Consider the following 25,466-nt stretch of genomic DNA (forward strand, 5'->3'; position numbering starts at 1 on the left):
GCCGGTCCGGCTGTCGATGCCGCCGCAGCCGGAACGAATTCACCGGCTTGTTCGGGCCAGCCGGATCGCGCTATTGGCTTGCATTGCGCTCCGATGCGACCTGGAAAACCTCCAGCAGCTGTTGTGTCCGCAGCTTTGCCTCGACCTCCGGCAAACGACGCTGCTGCACCAGCAGGAAGTCTTCGGCCGTAGTCGAATTGCCATGCACCTGAGCGAGTACACTGGTCAATTGCGCGAGCATGTCCTGCAATGGTTGATCCATCGGCTCGACGCGGGCAAATGCATAGATCTCGGAAAGCTGGCGGGATGTCAGCCCCGCCAGCATCTGGTCCGGATGCGGGAGGCCCAGCCTCCACGCGATCCGGAACTGAAGCCGGCGCTCAGGCCGGCGGATCAGTTTTTTTCCAGCTCTCCCACGGCCGCATCGCCGAGCGCATTGAGCGTCTGCGCGACACGGAACACGCGATCCAGCGCCGCCGCCGATTTCGCGCCCAGCTGGGCCACCTCATGGTCGGAGAACAGGCGCCCCCCCATTTCGTCGACCAGACACAGGCCGACGAAGCGCGCACGGAAGTCATCCACCTTGGGCGTATCACCGCCGTAGGTCTCCTGCTCCCAGCGGTCACGGTCGCTGGCCGACATCATCGCCACACGCACATTGCCGCCCCATTCGGGCACGGCGATGTCCTCATGGCGGCGATCATGTGCATCCAGGATCTGCTGCTTGCCCAGCAACATCACGGAGTGCCGCCAGCAGCAGCGGTGACGATGGCGAAATCACGCGGCAACAGATCGGCGGTGAAGGTCAGCACCTGGTTGGTACCCGGGGCGACGTTGAAGGCTGCGACCTTGGCCACGAAGGTGGCTGCATCGCCGGTGGGCAGCACCATCAGGAAGTGCAGGTCGGCATCCGGATCGGCGTCACGCAGGATTTCCTGACCCGCCGAGCTGCCCACCGGCCAACGATGGCCGGACACCTGTACGGCCTGGCCGCCGGACAGGCCTGCGATGTTTTCCATCTGCTTCGAACGCAGGTTGGTTGCATCCAGGGTGTTGGCCTGACCACGGCCGAACGGGAAGGCGGTGAGACCGTCGATCTCGGTGTAGCCAGCCGGATTGTTCGGCGCGGTCGGCGCGGTGCCGGCCTTCACATACAGCGCGGAGTCCTGGGCGGAAATGGCTTGATTGATGGACATGGTGTTGATTCTCCTGGAAATGAAAAAGCCGCCTTGCGGCGGCTGGGTTTCGGGGTTATCAGGCTCGGGTCGGCCTGGATGTCTTCGTCGCGGTTGGCCCGGCACAGCCGCCTGTTTCCACGCCGCCCTCGGGCAACGCGCGGACAACAAAAAAGCCCCCGGCTTGCGCCGGAGGCTTGTATGTCATCCTGGCTGAAAGCTTAGGCGCCGGGTGTGCACCGGTCAATGCGAAAACCACCATCTGCACCGCCTTGGGAAACCACCGCCATTTCCCCGTAGCCGCCCGATGCGGCACAGCCGCTGACATCGCGCTAACCCTCACAGCGTCGACAATGCCGTTCTGTTCCCTGCAACGAGGTACCCCCCGATGTCCGAATGGATCACCCTGGATACGCATTACGGTCCGGTCCGTGCCTGGCAGGTCCTGCCCGAAGGCCCTCCGCGTGGCAGCCTGGTGGTGGTGCAGGAAATCTTCGGCGCCAACCCGCACATCCGCAGCGTGGCCGAACGTTTCGCGGCCGAGGGCTACGCGGTGCTGGCACCGTCATTCTTCGACCTGGTGGACGGCCCCGAGGCCGATCCGGATGCCCTGCCCTATACCCCCGAAGGCGTGAAGGATGGCCTGGAACGGGTCACCGCCCTGGGCATGGAAAAGGCGCTGGAAGTGGTCCGCGCCGCAGCCACCCGGCTGGCGCCGCACGGCAAAGTGGGCACGGTCGGCTACTGCTGGGGCGGCAGCGTCGCGCTGCTGTCCGCGCTGCGCCTGGGCCTGCCCTCGGTGAGCTACTACGGGGCGCGCAACGTGCAGTTCCTGGATGAAACGCCGAAGGCCCCGGTGATGTTCCACTTCGGCGCGCAGGACAAGAGCATCCCGCCGGCGGCGATCCAGGCCCACCGCGAGAAGCTGCCGCAGATGGCGACCTACGTCTATCCGGCCGATCATGCCTTCAACCGCGAGGTCGGACATGCGTATGATCCAGACAGCGCCGCCCTGGCGCTGCAACGCACCCTGGACTTCTTCTCGGAGCATCTTGGATGAGCGATTTCGAACTCGATTCACGCCTGGCCACCGATAGCGTGCTGGTGGCCGAAGGCCCGTTGTCGCAAGTGCGACTGATGAACGACGAACGATTCCCCTGGCTGGTCCTGGTGCCGCGCCTGGCCGGGGTGACCGAGTGGATCGAGCTGGACGGCGATCAGCAGGACAAGCTGCGCACCGAGCTCAACCGCGCCTGCAAGGCGCTGCACGGTTCCGACGGGGTTGAGAAGATCAACATCGGCGCGCTGGGCAACATCGTGCGCCAGCTGCATTTCCACGTGATCGGCCGCCACGACGGCGATCCGGCATGGCCGGGACCGGTCTGGGGCAGCGGCCCGGCGCACCGCTATGAGCCGGCCGCGCTGGACCAGCATGTCGCCTACTGGAAGGAACGGCTAGGATATCCGGCCCATTCCTGAGCCAGTGCCGACCCGATGCGATTCAATATCGTCGCCGCCATCCTGCTGATCCTGATTGGCCTGTTCATGCTGGCCAGCAACCTGGGCTGGACCAACCTGAACCTGTCGCGCCTGCTGCTCACCTGGTGGCCGCTCGGCCTGGTGGCCGTAGGCATCGCGATCCTGTTCGGTCGCGGCAAATAAGCAAAGGCGGCGCATGCGCCGCCTTCGTGATCACGCAGAACGCCGGGCATCGCCCGGCGCCACCTTCAGGTGCGCGGCAGGGTCACGCCGGTCTGGCCCTGGTACTTGCCGCCGCGGTCCTTGTACGAGGTCTCGCACACTTCATCGGACTGGAAGAACAGCATCTGCGCCACGCCTTCGTTGGCGTAGATGCGTGCCGGCAGCGGCGTGGTATTGCTGAATTCCAGGGTCACGTGGCCTTCCCACTCCGGCTCCAGCGGGGTCACGTTGACGATGATGCCGCAGCGCGCATAGGTGCTCTTGCCCAGGCACACCACCAGGGTGTCGCGCGGGATGCGGAAATACTCGACCGTGCGCGCCAGCGCGAAGCTGTTCGGCGGAATGATGCACTCATCACCGACGATGTCGACGAAGCTGCCCGGATCGAAATGCTTGGGGTCCACGATCGTCGAGTTGATGTTGGTGAACACCTTGAACTCGCGCGAGCAGCGCACGTCGTAGCCGTAGCTGGAAGTGCCGTAGCTGACGATGCGCTCGCCGTTGACCTGCTTGACCTGCCCGGCCTCGTACGGCTCGATCATGCCGTGCTGTTCGGACATCTGGCGGATCCAACGGTCACTCTTGATGCTCATGCTCTGTCCTGGGTGCAAGGGGGCGCGAGGATTCTAACAGGGGGCCGGGCGTCGCCGCCGCAGCCCCGCCAGCGGGCCCTTACAGCAGCGAGGACAGGATCGGGATCGAGGCGCGCGGGCGCTTGCCCACCTCCTCGACCAGACGCTGGGCAGCGCGATGGTAGGCCTGGGCCGCCGCCGAATCCGGCTGCGCGGCGGTGATCGGGGTGCCGGCATCACCCTGCTCGCGGATGCCGATCTGCAGCGGCAACGACCCCAGCAGCGGCACGCCGTACTGCGCGGCCATGCGCTCGCCACCACCCTCGCCGAACAGGTGCTCCACGTGCCCGCAGTTGCTGCAGGTATGCACGGCCATGTTCTCGACCACGCCCAGCACCGGCACCTCGACCTTCTCGAACATCTTCAGCGCCTTCTTCGCATCCAGCGTGGCGATGTCCTGCGGCGTGGTGACGATCACCGCGCCGGCCAGCGGGATCTTCTGCACCAGCGTCAGCTGGATGTCGCCGGTACCCGGCGGCAGGTCGATCAGCAGATAGTCCAGGTCGTCCCACAACGTGTCTTCGAACAGCTGGGTCAGCGCCGCCGTCGCGCGCGGTGCGCGCATGATCAGCGGTGTCTCGTCCTCGACCAGATAGCCGATCGACATGGTGTCCACGCCGAAGGCACGCATCGGCTCGATGCTCTTGTTGTCCGGGCTTTCCGGGCGGCCGGACAGGCCGAGCATCGCCGGCACGCTGGGGCCGTAGATATCCGCGTCAAGCACGCCGACGCGCGCGCCAAGCTGCTGCAGGGCAACGGCAAGGTTGACCGCCGTGGTCGACTTGCCCACCCCACCCTTTCCCGAGCCCACCGCGATCACGTTGCGGATGCGCACATGCGGCGCCAGTCCCTTCTGCACCTGGCTGGCATGCGGACGACGGGAAGAACTGTTCACTGCGGACTCCGGGGTGAATCGATAAGAAGAGCCGAACATCATACTAGCTGGACGTACGCTGACTGAAATTCAGGATTGCTACAGATTCGTGCACAGATTGTTAAGTTCATGTTACGTTCGCTGAGCACTGGTTTTGGGCTCCGCGGCTGGTTGTTGCAGCACGCACGATGGCGCATGCGCAGTGCCGTACTCGTATTTGCTCTTTGAACGGAACTACATGAAAGACCTTCGCAATTCCGCACGTCGCAACACCCTCGCTGTCGCCTTGATCTCCGCCCTGGTTGCCGCCTCGCCGGCAATGGCCCAGGACAAGGCCACCAACCTGGACAAGGTCACCGTCACCGGTTCGCTGATCCCGCAGACCCAGGTTGAAACCCAGACCCCGGTGATGTCGATCTCCGCCGAGGACATCCAGACCCGCGGCTTCAGCAGCGTTGCTGAAGTGCTGCAGCAGTCCTCGCTGACCACCGGCGGCCTGCAGGGCGGCCAGACCTCGGGCGCCTTCACCCAGGGCGCCGAAGCGGCCGGCATGTTCGGCCTGAACCCGGGCTACACCAAGTACCTGATCAACGGCCGCCCGATGCTTTCGTATCCGGCGCTGTACAACGGTAGCGAAACCTTCAACAACATCAGCGGCATTCCGATCGACATCGTCGAGCGCATCGAAGTGCTGCCGGGCGGCCAGTCGTCGCTGTACGGCTCGGACGCGATCGCCGGCGTGGTCAACATCATCCTGAAGGAGCGCATGGACGGCGGCACCGTGACCGTCCGCGGCGGCACCTACACCGAGGGTGGTGGCAACAACATCCGCTTCAGCGCGGCCAAGGGCTTCAACGCCTTCGATGACCGCTTCCATGCCCTGGTCAACGTGCAGCTGGAAAACAGCAGCCCGATCTGGGGCTTCCAGCGCGACATCACCAAGCAGAACAACCCGGTCGGTTACACCGCGCAGCTGCCGTCCAACGACTTTGCCGTGATCGGCAACTCGGACAACAAGCTGTACATGATGGACCCGACCCGCTGCGGCAACGTGGCTGGCCTGTATGACGGCACCACCACCGTCGGCAAGCGCACCTCCGGCGAGTCCTGCGGCTCGGTGTACAGCGCCGGCTACAAGACCCTGAAGAACGGCAAGGACAGCGGTCAGTTCTACTCGTCGATGACCTTCGACGTGAACGACAACTTCCAGCTGTTCGCCGACGTGCTGTACAGCAAGGAAAAGACCGAGTTCACCTCCGGCTCCAGCGCCCTGTGGTGGGGCACCAAGTCGGTCATGGGCGGCTTCTACGACCAGGGCCTGGGCAAGGTCGTCAATCTGCAGCGCGCTTTCGCGCCGGAAGAAATCGGCCCCGGCCACTACGACAACATCCTGAACTCGGATGAGAGCCGTTCCTACCAGGTCACCCTGGGCGGCAAGGGCATGGTCGGCGACTGGGACTACAGCGCCAGCTTCACCCGCGGTGAGTACCGTCTGGACCAGAACCGCTTCGTGCGCTGGAAGGACAAGATCGAGGACTTCTTCGGCCAGACCGTGCTGGGCCCGCGCCTGGGCACCACCGCTGATGGCTTCGGCATCTACAACCCGAACTACGCCGCGTTCTACTCGCCGATCACCCCGGACCAGTTCGCCAGCTTCACCGGCTACGGCACCCACCGCAGCAAGACCTGGCAGAACCTGGCCCGTGCACAGGTGACCAACGGCTCGCTGTTCCAGCTGCCGGGCGGCGACGCCGGCCTGGCGATCGTCCTCGAGGGCGGCAGTGAAGGTTGGGATTACTCGCCGGACCAGGCGTTCGTCGATGGCAACGTGTGGGGCACCACCGCCGTGGCCGGCGCCGGCCATCGCAGCAACTACGCGGTGACCAGCGAACTGCGCATGCCGGTACTGGAGACCCTGACCGTCAGCGCCTCGGGCCGCTATGACGCGTTCAAGATCGGCGACGGCACCGTCGACAAGGCCACCTACAGCATCGGTCTGGAATTCCGTCCGATCGAAAGCCTGCTGTTCCGCGGCAAGTACGGCACCGCCTTCCGCGCGCCGACGCTGTCCGATGCTTACCAGGGCATGAGCGGCTCCTACGCCTCGAGCCAGAACGACTACTACCGTTGCAGCCAGCTGGGCTACGCCCTGCGCGACGAAGCCTGCTCGTTCTACAAGACCACCTCGGTGTACAGCGAAAAGTCCGGCAACCCGGAACTGAAGCCGATCACCGCCGACGTGTGGAGCGCAGGCGTGGTGTGGGCTCCGATCAGCAACTTCTCGCTGTCGGCCGACTACTACAACTGGAAGATCAAGAACGAGGTCAAGACCCTCAGCACCGACCAGCTGCTGCTGGCCGAGTACCAGTGCCACAACGGTCTGCCGAACAACACCTCGGCCAGCTGCCAGAACGTGACCGACTGGGTGACCCGCGATGCCGGCGGCAACCTGACCCGCGTGTACACGCCCAAGCTCAACGTTGCCAGCCAGAACCTGGAAGCGGTGACGGTCAGCGCCAAGTACCTGCAGGACATGGGCCGCTTCGGTTCGCTGCAGTTCTCGGGCAACTACACCAACATGCTGAAGCGTGAAGTGACCCCGCTGCCGGGTGCACAGAAGCTGGATCTGCTGAGCGATCCGTACAACATGTGGTACTACGACAACTTCGCCAAGGTCCGTGGCGATCTGTCGGTAGGCTGGAACATCGGCAAGTTCACCACCACCGTGTATGCCAACTACGTCGGCAGCACCCCGAACTACCTGGCCTACACCGGCCGCAGCTATGACTACGTCCACTCCTCCGGCGCCAAGGCCGGCAAGTGGGGCTCGTACACCACGTACAACATGAGCCTGAACTACCAGGCGCAGGACGATCTGACCCTGTCGCTGATGGTCAACAACGTGTTCAACAAGCTGCCGGAAGGCCAGCGCTACAACTACCCGGGCAATGAATCGACCCCGTTCAATGGCGGCTTCTACAGCGTCTACGGCCGTCAGATCTCCGCCCAGGTGAAGTACGACTTCGGCAAGTAATCCCGTCGTTTTCCGGGTCTGATTCCGGACCAGGCCCCGCTTCGGCGGGGCCTTTTTTTTTGGGCTGGACACGCCGCGCCAAATGCAGCAATGCCTCAATTGTTAATCAAGAAATATTTACACAACATTCATTCCGCCAAACTCGGCAAAGCATCGAAGATCTCGCAAGATCTTGTTTTTAAAGGAAATTTGATTAACCTCAAATGCCGAGCCATTGGAGCGTTACAAAGCCGCGCAAATCAAGTTAAGCGTGTGTTACGTTCGAAAAACGCCGCCTTTCTGCGTCTGCAGGCTGCTGAACAATCCATGAGTTCCCAGGAAAGGGAAACGCGTCTCTCACGACCACACGGAGTACCGCATGTCTCGCAATGGCTTCCCGCGTCACCCGCTCACCCGCGCCGTCCTCAGCGGCCTGATCCTGGCGAGCAGCAGCGCGATCGCGCTCGCCCAGGAGAACACTCCCACCGATCTCGGACGCGTGACCGTCACCGGCTCACTGATCCCGCAGACGCAGATCGAGAACCACACGCCGGTCCTGACCGTCACCGCCGAGGACATCCAGACCCGCGGTTTCACCAGCGTGGCCGAGGTGCTGCAGCAGAACTCGCTGACCACCGGCGGCCTGCAGGGCGGCCAGACTTCCGCCTCGTTCACCCAGGGCGCTGAAGCCTCGGGCATGTTCGGCCTCAGCCCGAGCTACACCAAGTACCTGATCAACGGACGGCCGATGCTGTCCTACCCTGCCCTCTACAACGGCAGTGACACCTTCAACAACCTCAGCGGCATCCCGATCGACATCGTCGAGCGCATCGAGATCCTGCCGGGTGGCCAGTCGTCGCTGTACGGCTCGGACGCGATCGCCGGTGTGGTCAACATCATCCTCAAGGACCGCATGGACGGCGGCGTGCTGAACGTGCGCGGCGGCGGTTACACCGAGGGTGGCGGCAACGATTTCCGCGTCAGCGGCGCGCATGGTTTCAACGCCTTCGATGACCGCTTCCACGCGCTGGTCAACGTGCAGTACGAGAAGAGCAGCCCGATCTGGGGCTACCAGCGTGACCTGACCAAGCAGAACAACACCAAGGGCTATACGCCGCAGGTGCCGACCAACGACTTCCTGGTCTACCTGCCGGGCCAGCAGAACGCTTACGTGATGATGGACCCGACCCGCTGCGCCAACGTGGCCGGCCAGTTCGGCGGTACCACCGTACTGGGCACGCGTGCGGCCGGTGAATCGTGTGGCTCGCCCTTCAGTGCCGGCTACAAGACGCTGAAGAACGGCAAGGAAAGCAGCCAGATCTATTCGTCGATGTCCTTCGACGTCAACGACAACTTCCAGCTGTTCGCAGATGCGCTCTACAGCCTGGAAGAAGTGCAGTACACCGCTGGTTCGGGCTACGCCTTCTGGGGCAGCAATGTCGGCTTCGGTGCCTTCGTCGACCAGGCCAGCGGCGAGTACATGAACCTGCAGCGCGCGTTCGCGCCTGAGGACATCAGCGCCGCCGGCTACCGCGACATCATGAGCACCGATCGCAACAAGGCCTACCAGGTCACTCTGGGCGGTCGTGGCAACGTCGGCAACTGGGACTACAGCGCCAGCTTCAGCCGCGGCGAGTACAAGCTGACCGAGCGCAGTTTCGCGCGCTGGGCCAACGAGATCGACAGCTATTTCGAAGATCGTGTGCTGGGTCCGGTGCTGGGCGTCAGCGACGACGGCTACAACATCTACAACCCGAACTGGGGCGCGTTCTACTCGCCGCTGCCGGCGGGTGATTTCCAGACCTTCACCGGCTTCACCTACAACAAGAGCCGCACCTGGCAGAACCTGGGCCGTGCGCAGATCACCAATGGTTCGCTGTTCAAGCTGCCCGGTGGCGATGCGGGCCTGGCAGTGGTGGCCGAAGCCGGCAGCGAAGGCTGGTCGTATGCACCCGACCAGCGCCTGCTCGATGGCAGCGTCTGGGGCACCACCTCGGTGGCCGGCGCCGGCCATCGCAGCAACTACGCGCTGACCAGCGAATTGCGCATGCCGCTGCTGGAGTCGCTGACCGTGACCGCCTCCGGCCGCTACGACGCGTTCAAGATCGCCGACAAGACCGTCGACAAATCGACCTACAGCATCGGCGTGGAATTCCGCCCGATCGAAAGCCTGCTGTTCCGCGGCAAGTACGGCACCGCCTTCCGCGCGCCCAGCCTGTCCGATGCCTTCCAGGGCCGCAGCGGTTACTACGCCAACGACTCGGTCGACTACTACCGCTGTGGACAGCTCGGCTTCAACCCGAGCGACACGGTGGGCTGTGCGTATGCCAACGAATCGGTGTTCGGCGAACAGTCCGGCAATGCCGAGCTGGAAGCGATCACCGCCGACGTCTGGAACGCGGGCATCGTGTGGGCCCCCATCAACAACCTGTCGGTGTCGGTGGACTACTACAACTGGAAGATCAAGAACGAGGTCAATACCCTCAGCTCCGATCAGCTGCTGCTGGCCGAGTACTACTGCCGCAACGGCCAGACCAACAACACCTCGGCCAGCTGCCAGAACGTGAGCGACTGGATCACCCGTGACGGCACCGGCAAGCTGGAGAAGATCTACACGCCGAAGATGAACATCGCCAGCCAGAACCTGCAGGCGGTGACGGCCAGCTTCAAGTACGTGCAGGACATCGGCCGCTTCGGTGCGCTGCAGTTCTCCAGCAACTACACCAACATGATCAAGCGCGAACTGCAGCCGCAGCCGGGCGACGACTACCTGGACCTGCTGCGCGACCCGTACGCGATGTGGAACTACGACCAGTACGCCAAGGTGCGTGCAGATGGTGCGGTGGGCTGGGCGAAGGACAAGTGGACCACCACGCTGTACTTCAACTACATCGGCAAGACGCCCAACCGCATGGCATACCTGGGCAAGGGCTATGACTACGTGCATCCGTCTGGTTACGAAGCCGGCAAGTGGGGCTCGTACACCACCTACAACCTCAGCGTGAACTACCAGGCGATGGACAACCTGACGCTGTCGATGATGGTCAACAACGTGTTCAACAAGATGCCCGACGGCCAGGCCCACAGCTACGCCGGCAACATCGACGCGCCGTACAACAGCAGCATCTACAACCCCTACGGCCGTGCGGTCTACGTGCAGGCCAAGTACGAGTTCGGCAAGAAATAAGCGCCGCTCTCGCAGCAACCCAAGGGCCCCGCTTCGGCGGGGCCTTTTTCATGCCCGCCAATTGAGACGAATCAAAGTAATAAGTCCCATAAATTAAATAATCAGAAAGAATTTGAAGGCGACCCCAAGCCTTTGATCCTGAAGACAAATATTGCTATCGAAGCATATTGTTCTGCATCGCAACATTTTGAAACATTCCCAGACAAACCCGTTTATCCATTGATTACAAAGGAATTTCCCGGGAGCACGTGGCACATCCGTATGACCGCAGCATTTTGACAACGTGAACGCCGTGTTACGGTCCTGCTGAATGGATTGCAACTGAACAAATCATGAAGATGTCACGGAGGACATCAGCCAGACGACATCGCTCACACGGGGATCCATCATGTCTCGCCATCGCTCCACGCCTTCGCGTCACCCCCTGACCCTCGCCCTGATCGGCACCCTGCTCGCCTCCGGCGCAGCCCACGCGCAGGACAACGCGCCGACCCAGCTCGACCGCGTCACCGTCACCGGGTCACTGATCCCGCAGACGCAGATCGAGAACCACACGCCGGTCCTGACCGTTACCGCCGAGGACATCCAGACCCGCGGTTTCACCAGTGTCGCCGACGTCCTGCAGCAGTCCTCGCTGTCGACCGGCGGCCTGCAGGGCGGACAGACCTCTGCTTCGTTCACCCAGGGTGCCGAGGCAGCCGGCATGTTCGGGCTCAGCCCCGGCTACACCAAGTACCTGATCAACGGCCGCCCGATGCTCTCGTATCCGGCGCTGTACAACGGCAGCGACAGTTTCAACAACATCAGCGGCATTCCGATCGACATCGTCGAGCGCATCGAGATCCTGCCCGGTGGCCAGTCGTCGCTGTACGGTTCGGATGCGATCGCCGGCGTGGTCAACATCATCCTCAAGGAGCGCATGGACGGCGGCGTGCTCAACGTCCGCGGCGGCGCCTACTCCGAGGGCGGCGGCAACAGTGTGCGCGTGAGTGCGGCGCGCGGCTTCAATGGTGTCGATGATCGATTCCATGCGCTGGTCAACGTGCAGTACGAAAAGACCAGCCCGATCTGGGGCTACCAGCGCGACCTGACCAAGGTCAACAATCCCGACGGCTACAGCCCACAGTACGTCTCCAACGACTTCCTGGTATTGCTGCCGGCCAACAGCAACCGCTACGCGATGATGGACCCGAACCTGTGCGCCAACGTGGCGGGCCAGTTCGACGGCACCACCGTGCTCGGTACCCGGCCGACCGGCCAGGCCTGTGGTTCGGTGTATGGCACCGGCTACAAGACCATCAAGAACGGCAAGGAAAGCGGGCAGATCTACAGCTCGATGACCTTCGATGTGAATGACAACTTCCAGCTGTTCGGCGACGCGCTCTACAGCCTGGAAGAAGTGAAGTACGCCACCGGCTCCGGCTACACCTGGTGGGGCACCTCCTCCGGCTGGGGCCGCTTCTATGATCAGGACAGCGGCCAGTACATGAACCTGCAGCGCGTGTTCGCGCCGGAGGACATCGGCGGCGGCGGCTACCGCGACATCATGAACACCGATCGCAACAAGGCCTACCAGGTCACGCTCGGCGGTCGCGGCACGGTCGGCAACTGGGATTACAGCGCAAGCTTCACCCGCGGCGAGTACAAGCTGACCGAGCGCAACTTCGTGCGCTGGAACGATCCGATCAACGATTACTTCGAGCAGCGTGTGCTGGGGCCGGTCCTGGGTACCACCAGTACCGGCTACGACATCTACAGCCCGGACTGGGAAGCGTTCTACTCGCCGCTGCCGAGCGGAGATTTCCAGAGCTTCACCGGCTACACCTACAGCCAGAGCCGGACCTGGCAGAACCTGTTGCGTGCGCAGGTCACCAACGGTTCGTTGTTCAAGCTGCCCGGCGGCGATGCCGGCTTCGCAGTGGTGGTCGAAGGTGGCAGCGAAGGCTGGGACTATACGCCGGATGCACGCCTGGTCGATGGCAGCGTCTGGGGCACCACTGCGGTGTCCGGCGCAGGCCATCGCAGCAACTATGCAGTGACCACTGAACTGCGCATGCCGTTGCTGGAATCGCTGACGGTAACCGGCTCCGGTCGCTACGACGCCTTCAAGATCGGCAGCAGCACCGTCGACAAGGCAACCTACAGCGTCGGACTGGAATTCCGTCCGATCGACAGCCTGCTGTTCCGTGGCAAGTACGGCACCGCATTCCGTGCGCCCACCTTGTCCGACGCTTTCCAGGGTGTCAGCGGCTATTACGCCAACGGCTCCACCGACTACTACCGTTGCGGCCAGCTTGGCTACGACCCGGCCAACACGACGGGCTGCCCGTATGACAGCGTGTCAGTGTTTGGAACGCAGTCCGGCAACCCCGACCTGGAACCGATCACCGCAGATGTATGGAACGCCGGCATCGTGTGGGCTCCGATCAACAACCTGTCGGTGTCGGTGGACTACTACAACTGGAAGATCAAGAACGAGGTCAACACGCTCAGCTCCGATCAGCTGCTGCTGGCCGAGTACTACTGCCGCAACGGCCAGACCAACAACACCTCGGCCAGCTGCCAGAACGTGAGCGACTGGATCACCCGTGATGCCTCCGGCGTACTCGATGAGATCTATACGCCGAAGATGAACGTGGCCAGCCAGAACCTGCAGGCGCTGACGGCCAGCTTCAAGTACGTGCAGGACCTCGGCCGCTTCGGTTCGCTGCAGTTCTCCGGCAACTACACCGACATGCTCAAGCGCGAACTGCAGCCGCAGCCGGGCGATGAGTACCTGGACCTGCTGCGCGACCCGTATGCGATGTGGGTGTACGACTCGTACGCCAAGGTGCGCGCCGACGGTTCGATCGGCTGGGCCAAGGACAAGTGGACCACCACCCTGTATGCCAACTACATCGGCAAGACGCCGAACTACATGGCCTACCTGGGCAACGGCTACGACTACGTCCACACCTCCGGCTACAAGGCCGGCAAGTGGGGCTCGTACACCACCTACAACCTCAGCGTGAATTATCGGGCGATGGACAACCTGACGCTGTCACTGATGGTCAACAACGTGTTCAACAAGCTGCCGGACAACCAGCGGTACAGCTTCGCCGGCACCAGCGGCCAGCCATACAACAACTACCTGTACAACGCCTACGGCCGTGCCATCTACGTGCAGGCCAAGTACGAGTTCGGCAACCACTGATCCGTCGACACGTTCGCGTACAGCAGAAGACCCCGCCCCGGCGGGGTCTTCTGCGTTGAGGCCCGCCCAGCCTGTCCGGCGGGGGGATTTCACGCCAAGTTGACGGACGAAGGCTGTTCGTTCATCTTCAGGTCATCTTCCAGTCACGTTGCCAAGGATGCCCTGTACATGAAAGACGCCCGCCTCGCCGCCCGCCTGGGCATCGCTGCCACCCTGCTCGGCCTGGCCGTGGGCCAGGTACTGGCCACCCCTCTGCCTGTCGACGATTTCGCCAAGATCCCGGCCATCCAATCCGTGACCATGAGCCCAGATGGCAAGCAGCTGGTTGCGATCATCGCTGCCCCAGGCAGCGACAACGGTGACACCGCACTGGCCAACTGGAACCTGGACAATCTGGGCGCCGGCCCGGTGGCCATCACGCCTTCCGGCGATCGCATGAAGTTCATCGCCGCCAGCGCCCTGAAGGCCGGCCGCAGCCTTGTCATCGGTCGCCAGGAACTGACCGCGCAGCTGGCCGGTTGCGGAGAAGGCAACTCGGTGGGAACCACCAAGACCTTTCTGTCGAAGGCTTACCTGACCGACACCAGCCAGGCCAAGTTCGACGAGGCCTTTGCCGACAATTCGCGCAAGCTCGGCATCAGCGAACAGACACAACGCTGCCTGGAGCTGGCAGGTACCGCGTCGCTGGTGCATTCGCTGCCGCTGGACCCTGACAAAGTCATCATTTCGCAGATCAACCAGTCAACGTTCTCTGCAAGCTACTACCTGTTCAACCTCAAGAGCGGCCAGACCGAACTTCTCTTCCGTGGTGATGCGCGCTCGACTCCGGGGCTGTTCCACCCCCGCAGCGGCGAGCTCCTGACCAGGACCCAGATCGAACCGGCCGGGTCGAACGAGTACGAACAGCAGATCCTGATCAAGGACAAGACAAGCGGCAAGTTCGAGAAGCACGATGCGCTGACGACCAAGCTCAGTGAGCGCTACACGATGGACGTGGCCGGCATCGACGACCAGACCGGCAAGCTCTACATCCTCACCGACAGATACTCCGAGCAGGTGCAGGCCCGCCTGTACGACCCGGCAACCCGGAGCTTCGACAAGGAGCCGTTGGCCGCACACCCGCAGTACCCGATCAGCGGCCTCATCCTGGGCAGCAAACCCAGCAACTTCAACCAGGTTCTGGGCTTCTATGTGGACGGGCCGCGGCGCGAGGCGATCTATGTCGACCCGCAGATGAAGGCCCTGTATGACGGCCTGAAGCAGGCCTATCCGGGAAAGTACGTCGCCATCACCGGTTACAACGACGACCTCTCCCGCGTGCTCTTTACCACCAACGGCGCCAACACTCCCACCACCTATCACGTACTCAGCGACCGCAAGCAGGTGACGACCCTGGGCAGTGAACGCCCGTGGATCGATGGCAAGCAGATCGGTGAGCAACGCTGGGTGACCTACACCGCTCGCGACGGACGAAAGATTCCTGCCATCCTGGATCTGCCTGCTGGCTGGAAAGAAGGTGGAGAACCACTGCCCGCGCTCGTGCACCCGCACGGCGGCCCGTGGGCGCGTGACTATGCCGGTTGGGATGTCTCCGGCTGGGTGCCGTACTTCACTTCGCGTGGCTACGCCGTCATCCGCCCCCAGTATCGCGGTTCGACCGGCTTCGGTCGCGACCACTGGATCGCAGGTGACAAGCAGTGGGGCCTGACGATGCAGGACGACAATGACGATGCGGCGGCGTGGCTGGTGCAGCAAGGGATCGCCGCAAAAGACCGCTTGGCGATCTTCGGATACTCCTACGGCGGCTTCGCTGCAGCTGCAGCCACTGTCCGCAGCCCCTCTCCTTTCCAGTGCGCCATTGCCGGCGCACCTGTCACCGATCTCGGCAGAGTCGGCATGTCCTGGAGCGAGAACCGCCTGCAGCGCATCCTGCAGGGGCAGACCGTCAAAGGCATGGATCCGATACAGAACACGGCCAAGGCGAACATTCCGGTACTGCTGTACGTCGGAGATCGTGACGTACGCACTCCGGCGTTCCATGCCCGATCCTTCTACAACGCCGTCCAGGGCAAGGTTCCGGCGAAGTTCGAACTGATTGCCGACATGCCGCACAGCATGCCGTGGTACCCGAGCCACTACCGGGCCACGTTGCCGCTGATGGCCGACTTCCTGGCCAAGGACTGCGGCCCCGGCGGCCTGTAAGCCACCCGGGTGGAAACCGCCACCCCGCTGGTCAGGCCAGTGGGGTTTTTCACGCCCGAACCCCTGAATTTCCCCTTAGCAACAGTGAGTTACACAACGAGGGTATTCATGTTGCATTTAATTTACGCTGTGCATACACTCCGTTAACCGAAGCATAACAAGTGGGGATCCGACACAATGCGCAAGACCAACCGCCTTATTACGCCCAGCCGCCTGCCGCTCGCCCTGGCAGTGCTTGCCTGCCTGCAGGCAGCTCCGGTGCTGGCCCAGGAATCCACCCGCGAGGAAGCAGCGGCGTCAAGTGCTTCGAAGTCTGACAAGAAGGCAACTGACCTTGACAAGGTCACGGTCACCGGCTCCCTGATCCGTCGGGCGGACTACGAGACCACCTCGCCGGTGTTCACCATCGACACCGAGCGCAATGCCGCCCAGGGCCAGACCAGCGTCAGTGAATTCCTGCAGAAGTCGGCGATCGGCGCCGCCGAAACGCAGATCACCAATCAGTTCGGCGGTTTCACCACCAACGGTGGTACCGGCGTACAGACCTTCTCGCTGCGTGGCCTGGGCGCGAACCGCACGCTGATCCTGCTGGACGGCCAGCGTCCCGGCCCGGCCGGCACCCGCGGCGCGGTCGGCGCATTCGACCTGAACGTGCTGCCCACCGCTGTCCTGCAGCGCGCCGAGATCGTGAAGGACGGTTCGTCCTCGATCTATGGCTCCGACGCCGTGGCCGGCGTGGTCAACCTGATCACCAAGAAGAATTTCGAACGTCCAGAACTGACCATCAGCGGTCGCGTTCCGACCGAGGGCGGCGGCGAAGTGTTCTCCGCATCGCTGGCCAACGGCTGGAACTTCGACAACGGCAGCATCGTTGCCGCCGTGGAATGGTATCGCCAGAACGAACTGACCCGCGGCGACCGCGATTTCTTCAAGTGCTCTGAAGACATCGTATGGGACGACAAGGGCAACCGCATCGACCGCGTTGACCGTTCGATCCTGGCCGGCACCAATCTGGCCAACTGCCAGAACATGCTGCACAACGTCATCGACGTCGGCACTACCCGCTACGTGCCCAGCACTGATGGCAGCACGGTCGGTCCGTTCCCGGGCTATCGTCCGCGCGCCAACCAGACCTATGCCAACGGCAATCCGCTGGCGACCTATCAGGAGCCGTACAACTTCCCGGCCTATGGTCAGAGCCAGATCATCAACCGCCAAGAGCGCAAGACGGTCTACTTTGCCACTGACTTCGGCTTTGACTCGTTCAACTGGAAGACCCAGTTCCTGTACAACAACCGCACCACGGACAACTTCGCCTGGCGCCAGTTCTTCCCGACCGTGCTGATCCCGGGCACCACCACCCGCGCCCAGCCGGTGCTGCCGTTCAAGTCCGCTTCGGAGACCGAAGTTGACTACTACTACTTCGCCAACAAGTTCGATGGCGGCTTCGGCAGCAGCACCTGGGGCTGGGAAGTCAACGCCAACTACAGCCACTCCAGTGGCAAGTACAGCAACCTCGGCATCCGCAACTCGATCAGCGGCGACATCGGCCGTCCGGGTTCCGGCACTGCAGCGGCGAACTACTTCGATCCTGGCTATCTGAATGGCTCGAAGGTCGACGAGCTGGTCTCGATCCTCGGCGTCTGGGCCAAGGGCAAGACCACCTACGATCAGACCACGGTCAACGCCGTGTTCAGTGGTGAGCTGTTCGATCTGCCGGCCGGTGCCGTGGCCACCGCCGTCGGTGTCGAGTACCGCAACTACAAGATCGACGACCAGCCGGGCGCCGATTTCGCCGACATCTGGGGTTCGACCACCGCGGGTCGCACCAAGGGCGATGAGAAGGTGAAGGAAGCCTTCGTCGAACTGGACGTGCCGGTCATCAAGGGTGTTCCGGGCATCGAGTCGCTGTCGCTGAATGGCTCGGGCCGTGTCTTCAAGTACGACACCGTGTCCGGCTCGGACAAGGTGTGGAAGTTCGGCGTCAACTGGCAGATCATCCCGTCGCTGCGTCTGCGCGGCACCATCGGCACCTCCTACCGTGCACCGGGCCTGTACGAGCTGTATCTGGGCAACCAGACCGGCTTCCAGGCGCAGACCGCCATCGATCCCTGCATCCGCTGGGCCGAAGGCAACAACAGCAACGCAGCTGCCAACTGCGCCGCTGCCGGTATTCCGGGCGACTACACCGCTGCGGGCAACAGCAGCGCCACCGTCTTCACCCGCGGCGGCGCTGGCGGCGACCTGAAGCCGGAAACCTCGCGTGCACGCAGCCTCGGCCTGGTGTTCACCCCGGAATTTGCTGACCTGAGCATTGCGATCGACTACTTCGACTACGAAGTCAGCGACCAGATCACCGCGCTGAGTGCAGCCTCCATCCTGGAAGGCTGCTACGAGTCGAACACCTATCCGAACCGGTACTGCGACCTGATGCGTCGTAACCCGAATTCGGGTGCCAACGCGAACATGGTCACCGAGGTGTACGCGCAGTACTTGAACATCAACCGCCAGCGTACCCGCGGTTGGGATCTGACCCTGAACTGGGAACACGAGTTCAGCTTCGGCAAGTTCTCGCTGGATTCGCAGGTCACCTATACCGTTGAAGACACCGCCGAGCTGTTCGACAGCGCAGCTGCCAGCGGCCTGTCCTCGTCCGATCAGCTGGGTGATTTCGGTCGCCCGGACCTGGTCGGCAACCTGGGCCTGAGCCTGGAGCGCGGCGACTGGACCTACAACTGGATGACCCAGTACATCGCGTCGACCCAGGACCCGGACCTGTCGGAGACCTTCACCTATCAGGGTCGTCCGAATTCGTACCGTGACATCACCGCTGGCAGCCGCTGGTACCACACCGCCTCGGTGAGCTACGAGCAGGCCGATTGGCAGATCCTGGTGGGCGTCTCGAACGTGTTCGATGCCAAGCCGCCGCTGATCTCCAGCAGCGTGTACTCCTCGCGCTACGGCAACACCCACCCGTTCGCCACCCAGTACGACTACTACGGCCGCACCCCGTTCGTGCGTCTGAAGTACAAGTTCTGATCCAGCAACAAATGCAGTACCCCCGACAGACCCGGCTTTTGCCGGGTCTGTCTTTTTCCGGTGCCGGCAAGGCCCTTGCGCCCGGCCATGACCTTCGACACCCTTGCAGTGCGGGCCGGCGGCGTATCGTTCGGCCCACGGCCGTCACCACGGCCCTTCCCTGACTCACTCGGCCTGGAGGCCATTCAAGTGACCCGTACTCCCAAGATCGTGCTGCTGACCCTGGCCGTTTCGGCCGCGCTGGTCGGCTGCGGCAAGAACGAAACCCCGGCAAAGGATGCCACCGCCTCCACGCCGGCCGCGGCCGACGCCGCCACCACCTACAAGCTCGACGAGAGCAAGCTGCCGGCCTACAACGCCTTCCAGGCCAGCGATCTGGACAGCAACCTTGACGCCTGCACCGCCTTCGGCGACTACGTCAACGGCAAGTGGCTGGCCGCCAACGAGATTCCGGGCGACCGCACCAGCTGGGGCGCCTTCACCATCCTCGACGAGCGTTCGGTGGCCGTGCAGCACCAGCTGGCCGAGCAGGTCGCGCAGGTCAAGAACCCGGCCGGCATCGAGAAGATCGTCGGCGACCTGTGGGCCACCGGCATGGACGAAGCCAAGGTCAACGCCCAGGGCATCGAGCCGCTGAAGGCCGACCTGGCTGCGATCGATGGCCTGCAGGACAAGGCCGCCATCGCCAACTACCTGCGCACCAGCGCCGCCAAGGGCGAGAACGTGCTGTTCGGCTTCGGCGCCGAAGCCGACTTCAAGAACTCGGCCGTGAACATGGCCTACGCCAGCCAGGGCGGCCTGGGCCTGCCGGACAAGACCTTCTATACCGACGCGTCCAAGGCAGACAAGCTGAAGGCCTACCAGGCCCACGTGGCCAAGGTGCTGGAACTGTCCGGCGTCGCCGCTGCCGATGCTGCCAAGCAGGCTGAAGAAGTCGTCAAGTTCGAGACCCGCCTGGCCAAGGCATCCAAGTCCAGCGTCGAGCTGTCGCGCGATGTCTCGCTGTACTACCACCCGGTCAGCCTGGCCGAGGCCGATGCGCTGACCCCGAACTTCAGCTGGACCGAGTTCTTCAAGTCGCAGAACGTGGCCGCGCCGGAGAAGTTCTCGCTGGCCATCCCGGCCTTCCACCAGGAAGTGAGCAAGGCGCTGGGCGACACCGATCCGTCGGTGTGGCGCGCCTACCTGCGCTTCCACACCGTGGACAGCGCTTCGCCGTACCTGGCTGATGCCTTCGTGCAGGAAAACTACGAGTTCTACGGCAAGACCCTCAATGGCCAGAAGGAACAGAAGCCGCGCTGGAAGCGCGTGCTGGGCACCATCGAGAGCGACGCCGGCGAAGCCTTCGGCCAGCTGTACGTGAAGGTTGCCTTCTCGCCGGAAGCCAAGGCGAAGATGGAAGAGCTGGTGAAGAACCTGGCCGCCTCGCTGAAGGAACGCATCCAGGGCCTGTCCTGGATGAGCGAAGAGACCAAGGCCAAGGCCATCGCCAAGTGGGAAACCTTCACTCCGAAGATCGGTTACCCGGACAAGTGGCGTGACTGGTCGGGCCTGCAGACCAACCGTGACAGCTACCTGGGCAACGTACGCGCGGCCACCGCGTTCAACTACCAGTACAACCTGGCCAAGATCGGCAAGCCGGTGGACAAGACCGAGTGGGGCATGACCCCGCAGACGGTCAACGCCTACTACAACCCGCTGCAGAACGAGATCGTGTTCCCGGCCGCCATCCTGCAGCCGCCGTTCTTCGACCCGAAGGCCGACGACGCGCTGAACTACGGCGGTATCGGTGCGGTCATCGGCCACGAAATGACCCACGGTTACGACGACCAGGGCAGCCGCTTCGGGCCGACCGGCAACTTCGAGAACTGGTGGACCGAAGCCGATTCGAAGAACTTCGCTGGCCTGACCGGCAAGCTGGTCAAGCAGTTCGACCAGTACAAGGTTGACGGCCAGGCCGTGAACGGCCATCTGACCCTGGGCGAGAACATCGCCGACCTGGGTGGCCTGGCCACCGCCTACGACGCACTGCAGAAGGCGTCGGCCGGCAAGGAAGACGCGAAGATCGATGGCTTCACCCGCGATCAGCGCTTCTTCTTCAACTGGGCTACCGTGTGGCGCACCAAGTACACCCCGGAGAACGCCAAGGTCCGCCTGGCAACCGACCCGCACGCGCCGGCGCAGTTCCGTGCCATCGGTGCGCCGTCGAACCTGCCGACCTTCACCGCGGCCTTCCAGTGCAAGCCGGGTACGCCGATGTCGCGCACCGGCGACTCGCAGGTGGTGATCTGGTAAGCCACGGCTGAGGCCACGGTTTGCCTACAAAGGCCCGGGATTTCCCGGGCCTTTGTTTTTTCGCGCGGGTAGAGGCCGACCTTGGTCGGCGCATGGCACAAAGTAGCCACCGTGACGCGTGCATCCCGTGCCCATGCCACCCACCCGGTAGCGCCGGGCCATGCCCGGCGGATGCACCGTGATGCGTGCATGCCGCGCCCATGCCCGGCTTGCTATAGTTCGCCCGCCCTCAATCCATCACGGATTCGTTCTACATGCCCAACTTCCGTCCGCTTGCCATCGCCCTGGGCATCAGCCTGGCGACCCTGGTTCCGACCCACGATGCGTTCGCCGCCAAGAAGAAGGCCGCACGCGCCCCGGCCGTCAGTGCACAGTGCAGCGACTTCTACGACGCCACCAACGCGGGCTGGCTGAAGGCCAACCCGGTGCCGCAGACCGGTGCCGCCACCGCATTGGGCCAGCTGGTCGACCGCAGCCGGCAGCAACAGCGTGAACTGCTGGACGCCTCGATGAAGGCGCCGCAGGGCAACGTGCAGAAGCTGCTGGGCGACTTCTGGGCCAGCGGCCTGGACGAAGCGGCAGTGGAGGCCGACGGTTCCAACCCGATCGCGCCGCTGCTGACCCGCATCAACGCGATCAAGAAGGCCAAGGACATTCCCGCCTCGATCGCCGCACTGCACCAGGTCGGCATCCCGGTGGCCTTCAACTTCGGTCCGGACGTGGACCTGAAGGCACTGGACCGCCACATCGGTTATTTCATGCAGGGCGGCATGGGCCTGCCTGATCCGGCCTTCTATACCCGCACCGACGCCGACACCGTTGCGTTGATGGGCCGCTACCGCAACTACGTCAAGCAGATCCTGGCACTGACCGGCACCCCGGCGGCCAAGCTGGACGCCGAGTCGCAGGCGGTGATCGCGCTGGAAACCGAACTGGCCCGCAACGCGCAGTCGCTGGCGGGCATCAACAACCCGTTCAACAACTACGCACCGATCTCCACCAAGGACCTCAACAGCCGCTATCGCAACCTGCAGCTGGATGCGTTCCTGAAGGCGCAGGGCGTCAACGATGACCTGGTCTCGCTGGCCGATCCGGCGCTGTTCAAGCAGCTCGACGGCATGGTCACCAAGCTCAAGCCGGACCAGTGGAAGGCCTACCTGCGCTGGCGCGTGGGCGACTCGATGGCGCCGTACCTGTCCAAGGCGTACCGCGATGCGGAGTTCGAGTTCCGTGGCCGCGTGCTGCGTGGCGAGACCCTGCCGCCGCAGCGCTGGGAAAGCGTGCTGGACGCGATCAACGTGGCCGCTGGCCCGATGGTCGGCCGCGAATACGCCGCGCGTTACCTGTCTGCCGAAGACCGTCGCCAGGCGGCGTGGATCGTCGACAAGGTGCGCGAAGTGCAGATCGAGGCGGTCAAGAACAACAGCTGGATGAGCGCCGAGGCCAAGACCGAAGCGCAGGCCAAGCTGGCCGCGCTGAAGATCGAGATCGGCACCCCGCTGCGTGACCTGGACTACAGCGTGCAGCCGATGGGCCGTGGTTCGTTCGGCGGCAACATGCTGATCGCTTCCACCTGGCGCCACCGCGAGGAAATGAAGCGCATCGGCAAGGGCAACGCCGACCGCCGCTGGGACGTGCTGCCGCAGCAGCCGTCGCTGGCCTATGACCTTGCGCAGAACCGGCTGATCGTCACCGCCGCGATCCTGCAGGGCCCGGTGTTCAACGCCAAGGCCGATGCCGCCGACAAGTTCGGCAGCTTCGGCGGCCTGGTCGGCCACGAGCTGACCCGCGCGATCGACGCCAAGGGTGCACTGGTTGATGCCAAGGGCGAACTGCGCAGCTGGTGGACGCCGGCCGACAAGACCGCCTGGACCCTGCTCGGCAGCCGTGTCGCCACGCAGTACGGCGCCTACGAGTTCCCCGGCGTGAAGGGGGCCAAGGTCAACGGCACGCTGACCCAGGAAGAGAACCTGGCCGACATCGCCGGTCTGGAACTGGCCTGGGCCGCCTACACCGCGCAGGAGCCGAAGGCCAAGCCGGCACAGCAGCAGGGCTTCTTCCGCGCCTGGGCCGCGCTGTGGCCGCAGCAGCTGTCGCCGAACGAGGCCGCACGCCGCCTGACCGCCGACATCCGTGCACCGGGCCGCTGGCGCGCCAACGGCCCGCTGTCGAACCTGCCGGCGTTCGGCGCCAGCTTCAGCTGCAAGCCGGGCCAGCCGATGCAGCGTACCGACGCCGAGCAGATCAAGGTCTGGCGCTGAGGTTGATGCGATAGCCGTAACGGAAAGGGCGCCTTCGGGCGCCCTTTTTCGTGGTTCTGGCCATCCACGCATGGCGTGGATCTACTGCCGTTGCCTGGGGTGGATCCACGCCAGGCGTGGATGGGCATCAACCCGGCCTCAACGTTCCGCGGTAATGCACGATCCGCCCCACCACTGGCGCGCCGATCTCCACGTCGAAGACAAAGCATCCGTCCTCATCACTCTCGAAACTGTTTTCCCCCGGCAGCAGCCATTGCGGCAACGGCATGCCCAACAGCGACCAGCGTCGTGGCACCAGTTGCAGCCGCCCGTTGTCGACCAGCAGCGCCAACGCTACCGAGATCACGCCGAAGCGCTCGACCAGCAGCGCTTCGTTGCGCCCCTGCCCCTGCGTCTGCAACGAAGAGAAACGACGGCCGGCAAAGGTCCGCGTCCAGCGCTCACCGCCGGCCTCCGGGGTGAACTCCACACTGACCGGCACACGCGCGCCCGCCGCGGGAAAGCCGAACACCTTCCCCAGCAACCGCGACAGCAGCCCGCGACCACGCTCGACCGATGCCGTGCCGCTCCAGCGCTTGGCTGCAGACGGCGCATGCAGCGCCTGCACGCTGGCCGGCAGTTGCGCGTATGCGCTGCCAAGCACGCGCTGGTACAGGCTGGCACCCGGCATGTCCCGGCGGAAACCGGTGTGGATGGTGCGGCCTTCAAACAGGCGGTCGTAGTCGCTCAACTCCAGCGCATGCGTGGCCGCGCGCGCCCCGGGCGTCGGCCGATCACCGGCCAGCTGCTTGCGGATCACCGCCTCGATCGCCATCGACGGAATGTACGGACCGTCATCGGCCTCGGCCAGCAGGTGCCAGCTCTGTTCGACGCGCGCACCATCGCGGGTGCCCACCGCGCGTACGATCATGCCGCCGCGATGTTCACCGAACTTCATCAGGTTCAGTACGGTGTAGAACAACCGCGAGCACGGCTCCAGCGACGGCAGTTTCAGGTGCAGACGCGCCTTGGCCAGCAGGTTCAGCACGCGATGCAGGATTTCCGGCACCGGGCCAGCCCCCATCCAGATGTCGGTCATCGTCGGATGTTCGGGTGGCAGCACCTGCAGATCGGGCACATCCACCAGCGAGAAATGCAGGTTGCGCAGCGGCAGCCGCCCCGGCACCGCGACGGTGAAGCGGCGACTCTCGGCGAGGCCGATGCCGTGCCCATCGCGACCGTTGCGGCGCAGCTTCACCGGTGCACCGGCATAGCCGACGACCGCACGCATCACATTCAGACCAATGCCGGCATACGGCGATGGCGCGATGCCACCTTCCACGCTGACGATATCCATGTGCGTGGCCATCTCGCGCAGCACCGCGGCGGTCAGTACCGGGAAGCTGCTGACGCCGGACAGCACGTAGATGCCGGCCGCCCTGGCCTGCTCGTCGTACTGCGAAACGCCGAATACGAAGTCCGCCGCGTCGGCGAAGTCCAGATAATCAATGCCGGCAGCGATGCAGGCTTCGATCGCCGTGTAGCGATGTTCGCCGTAGTCCTGGAAAGGACCGGAGGCATCCACCACCAGGTCCGGCCGCTCGGCCTGCAGGGCCGTGGCCAACTGTTGCCGGTCGACCTGCAGCGGGCGCAGTGTCGATTGCCCCACGTAGCTTGCACAGAAGACCTGCGCCGCCGCCAGGTTGCGGCCACCGATCAGCAGTTCCAGCATCGGCAGGTCCGCCAGCAAGCGGACCAGACGCCCCCCGAACACCCCATATCCACCCAGAATCAGGATCTTCACGCATCGTCCCTGTCGTGTCGTCTGCCCATGGTAGCGCGACGCCGCCAGCTCCCGCAGTGCAGCACGATCCGGCATTAACACGACCCATGCTATCGCTGCGCCTTCGTCCAC

At 63.8% G+C, this 25,466-nt stretch carries 16 protein-coding genes; 10 read left to right on the forward strand and 6 right to left on the reverse strand.

Features of this window, described 5'->3' with window-relative positions:
• Nucleotides 1-70: 70 nt before the first annotated feature.
• From CR156_RS12870 to CR156_RS12880, 3 genes are all read right to left on the reverse strand, one after another.
• The gene (locus tag CR156_RS12870; protein ID WP_243381822.1) at nt 71-325 is read right to left on the reverse strand and encodes a phage tail assembly protein T; all 255 of its coding nucleotides are present in this window, start codon (nt 323-325) and stop codon (nt 71-73) included.
• A gap of 68 nt (nt 326-393) precedes the next feature.
• The gene (locus tag CR156_RS12875) at nt 394-738 is read right to left on the reverse strand and encodes a hypothetical protein (protein ID WP_100553126.1); all 345 of its coding nucleotides are present in this window, start codon (nt 736-738) and stop codon (nt 394-396) included.
• Complete coding sequence (locus CR156_RS12880; RefSeq protein ID WP_032975030.1) at nt 738-1,196, reverse strand: hypothetical protein; 459 nt, start codon at nt 1,194-1,196, stop codon at nt 738-740. Before CR156_RS12880 ends, CR156_RS12875 begins: the two co-directional genes overlap by 1 nt.
• Nucleotides 1,197-1,563: 367 nt before the next feature.
• On the opposite strand from CR156_RS12880, the gene CR156_RS12885 reads away from it, so the two are divergent.
• Genes CR156_RS12885 through CR156_RS22975 form a run of 3 tightly spaced genes read left to right on the forward strand, consistent with a single transcriptional unit; the run spans nt 1,564 to nt 2,837 of the window.
• Nucleotides 1,564-2,235, forward strand: a complete 672-nt coding sequence (locus CR156_RS12885; protein WP_100553127.1) for a dienelactone hydrolase family protein — start codon at nt 1,564-1,566, stop codon at nt 2,233-2,235.
• Entirely contained in the window at nt 2,232-2,654 is a 423-nt protein-coding gene (locus tag CR156_RS12890; protein WP_100553128.1) for an HIT domain-containing protein, read from the forward strand. Before CR156_RS12885 ends, CR156_RS12890 begins: the two co-directional genes overlap by 4 nt.
• Nucleotides 2,655-2,669: 15 nt before the next feature.
• The gene (locus CR156_RS22975) at nt 2,670-2,837 is read left to right on the forward strand and encodes a LiaI-LiaF-like domain-containing protein (protein ID WP_025876120.1); all 168 of its coding nucleotides are present in this window, start codon (nt 2,670-2,672) and stop codon (nt 2,835-2,837) included.
• Between the two features lie 65 nt (nt 2,838-2,902).
• Here CR156_RS22975 and dcd read toward each other — a convergent pair whose 3' ends face one another.
• Nucleotides 2,903-3,469 carry a dCTP deaminase gene (gene dcd, locus CR156_RS12895; protein WP_089236335.1) on the reverse strand — a complete coding sequence of 189 codons (567 nt, stop codon included), beginning with the start codon at nt 3,467-3,469 and terminating at the stop codon, nt 2,903-2,905.
• 79 nt (nt 3,470-3,548) lie between these two features.
• Complete coding sequence (gene apbC / locus CR156_RS12900) at nt 3,549-4,403, reverse strand: iron-sulfur cluster carrier protein ApbC (RefSeq protein ID WP_100553129.1); 855 nt, start codon at nt 4,401-4,403, stop codon at nt 3,549-3,551.
• 217 nt (nt 4,404-4,620) lie between these two features.
• Here apbC and CR156_RS12905 point away from each other — a divergent pair, with 217 nt between their 5' ends.
• The 7 genes from CR156_RS12905 (at nt 4,621) to CR156_RS12935 (ending at nt 23,572) form a co-directional block, all read left to right on the forward strand.
• Complete coding sequence (locus CR156_RS12905; RefSeq protein WP_100553130.1) at nt 4,621-7,416, forward strand: TonB-dependent receptor plug domain-containing protein; 2,796 nt, start codon at nt 4,621-4,623, stop codon at nt 7,414-7,416.
• A 358-nt stretch (nt 7,417-7,774) separates the two neighbouring features.
• Nucleotides 7,775-10,582 (forward strand): TonB-dependent receptor domain-containing protein, encoded by a 2,808-nt coding sequence (locus CR156_RS12910; protein ID WP_100553131.1) that lies wholly within the window; start codon nt 7,775-7,777, stop codon nt 10,580-10,582.
• Nucleotides 10,583-10,970: 388 nt separating this feature from the next.
• A complete protein-coding gene (locus CR156_RS12915; protein ID WP_100553132.1) occupies nt 10,971-13,775 on the forward strand; it encodes a TonB-dependent receptor domain-containing protein in 2,805 nt (934 codons plus the stop codon).
• Nucleotides 13,776-13,943: 168 nt separating this feature from the next.
• The gene (locus CR156_RS12920) at nt 13,944-15,977 is read left to right on the forward strand and encodes an alpha/beta hydrolase family protein (protein ID WP_100553133.1); all 2,034 of its coding nucleotides are present in this window, start codon (nt 13,944-13,946) and stop codon (nt 15,975-15,977) included.
• Nucleotides 15,978-16,154: 177 nt separating this feature from the next.
• Complete coding sequence (locus CR156_RS12925) at nt 16,155-19,016, forward strand: TonB-dependent receptor domain-containing protein (RefSeq protein WP_100553134.1); 2,862 nt, start codon at nt 16,155-16,157, stop codon at nt 19,014-19,016.
• A gap of 189 nt (nt 19,017-19,205) precedes the next feature.
• Nucleotides 19,206-21,311: a M13 family metallopeptidase gene (locus CR156_RS12930; protein ID WP_100553135.1), complete on the forward strand. Its 2,106-nt coding sequence runs from the start codon at nt 19,206-19,208 to the stop codon at nt 21,309-21,311.
• 254 nt (nt 21,312-21,565) lie between these two features.
• Complete coding sequence (locus CR156_RS12935; protein ID WP_100553136.1) at nt 21,566-23,572, forward strand: M13 family metallopeptidase; 2,007 nt, start codon at nt 21,566-21,568, stop codon at nt 23,570-23,572.
• 127 nt (nt 23,573-23,699) lie between these two features.
• Here the strand turns inward: CR156_RS12935 and CR156_RS12940 are convergent, their stop codons facing one another.
• Complete coding sequence (locus CR156_RS12940; protein ID WP_100554163.1) at nt 23,700-25,355, reverse strand: SDR family oxidoreductase; 1,656 nt, start codon at nt 25,353-25,355, stop codon at nt 23,700-23,702.
• Nucleotides 25,356-25,466: the final 111 nt, after the last annotated feature.

It is taken from the genome of Stenotrophomonas lactitubi (assembly GCF_002803515.1).
GTDB lineage: Bacteria > Pseudomonadota > Gammaproteobacteria > Xanthomonadales > Xanthomonadaceae > Stenotrophomonas > Stenotrophomonas lactitubi.

Coding starts and splice junctions, on each gene's coding strand:
- CR156_RS12910 (WP_100553131.1), top strand. CDS start 7,775: ATGTCTCGCAATGGCTTCCCGCGTCACCCGCTCACCCGCGCCGTCCTC.
- CR156_RS12890 (WP_100553128.1), top strand. CDS start 2,232: ATGAGCGATTTCGAACTCGATTCACGCCTGGCCACCGATAGCGTGCTG.
- CR156_RS12870 (WP_243381822.1), bottom strand. CDS start 325: ATGCTGGCGGGGCTGACATCCCGCCAGCTTTCCGAGATCTATGCATTT.
- CR156_RS12885 (WP_100553127.1), top strand. CDS start 1,564: ATGTCCGAATGGATCACCCTGGATACGCATTACGGTCCGGTCCGTGCC.
- CR156_RS12925 (WP_100553134.1), top strand. CDS start 16,155: ATGCGCAAGACCAACCGCCTTATTACGCCCAGCCGCCTGCCGCTCGCC.
- CR156_RS12935 (WP_100553136.1), top strand. CDS start 21,566: ATGCCCAACTTCCGTCCGCTTGCCATCGCCCTGGGCATCAGCCTGGCG.
- dcd (WP_089236335.1), bottom strand. CDS start 3,469: ATGAGCATCAAGAGTGACCGTTGGATCCGCCAGATGTCCGAACAGCAC.
- CR156_RS12905 (WP_100553130.1), top strand. CDS start 4,621: ATGAAAGACCTTCGCAATTCCGCACGTCGCAACACCCTCGCTGTCGCC.
- CR156_RS22975 (WP_025876120.1), top strand. CDS start 2,670: ATGCGATTCAATATCGTCGCCGCCATCCTGCTGATCCTGATTGGCCTG.
- CR156_RS12915 (WP_100553132.1), top strand. CDS start 10,971: ATGTCTCGCCATCGCTCCACGCCTTCGCGTCACCCCCTGACCCTCGCC.
- CR156_RS12920 (WP_100553133.1), top strand. CDS start 13,944: ATGAAAGACGCCCGCCTCGCCGCCCGCCTGGGCATCGCTGCCACCCTG.
- CR156_RS12875 (WP_100553126.1), bottom strand. CDS start 738: ATGTTGCTGGGCAAGCAGCAGATCCTGGATGCACATGATCGCCGCCAT.
- CR156_RS12880 (WP_032975030.1), bottom strand. CDS start 1,196: ATGTCCATCAATCAAGCCATTTCCGCCCAGGACTCCGCGCTGTATGTG.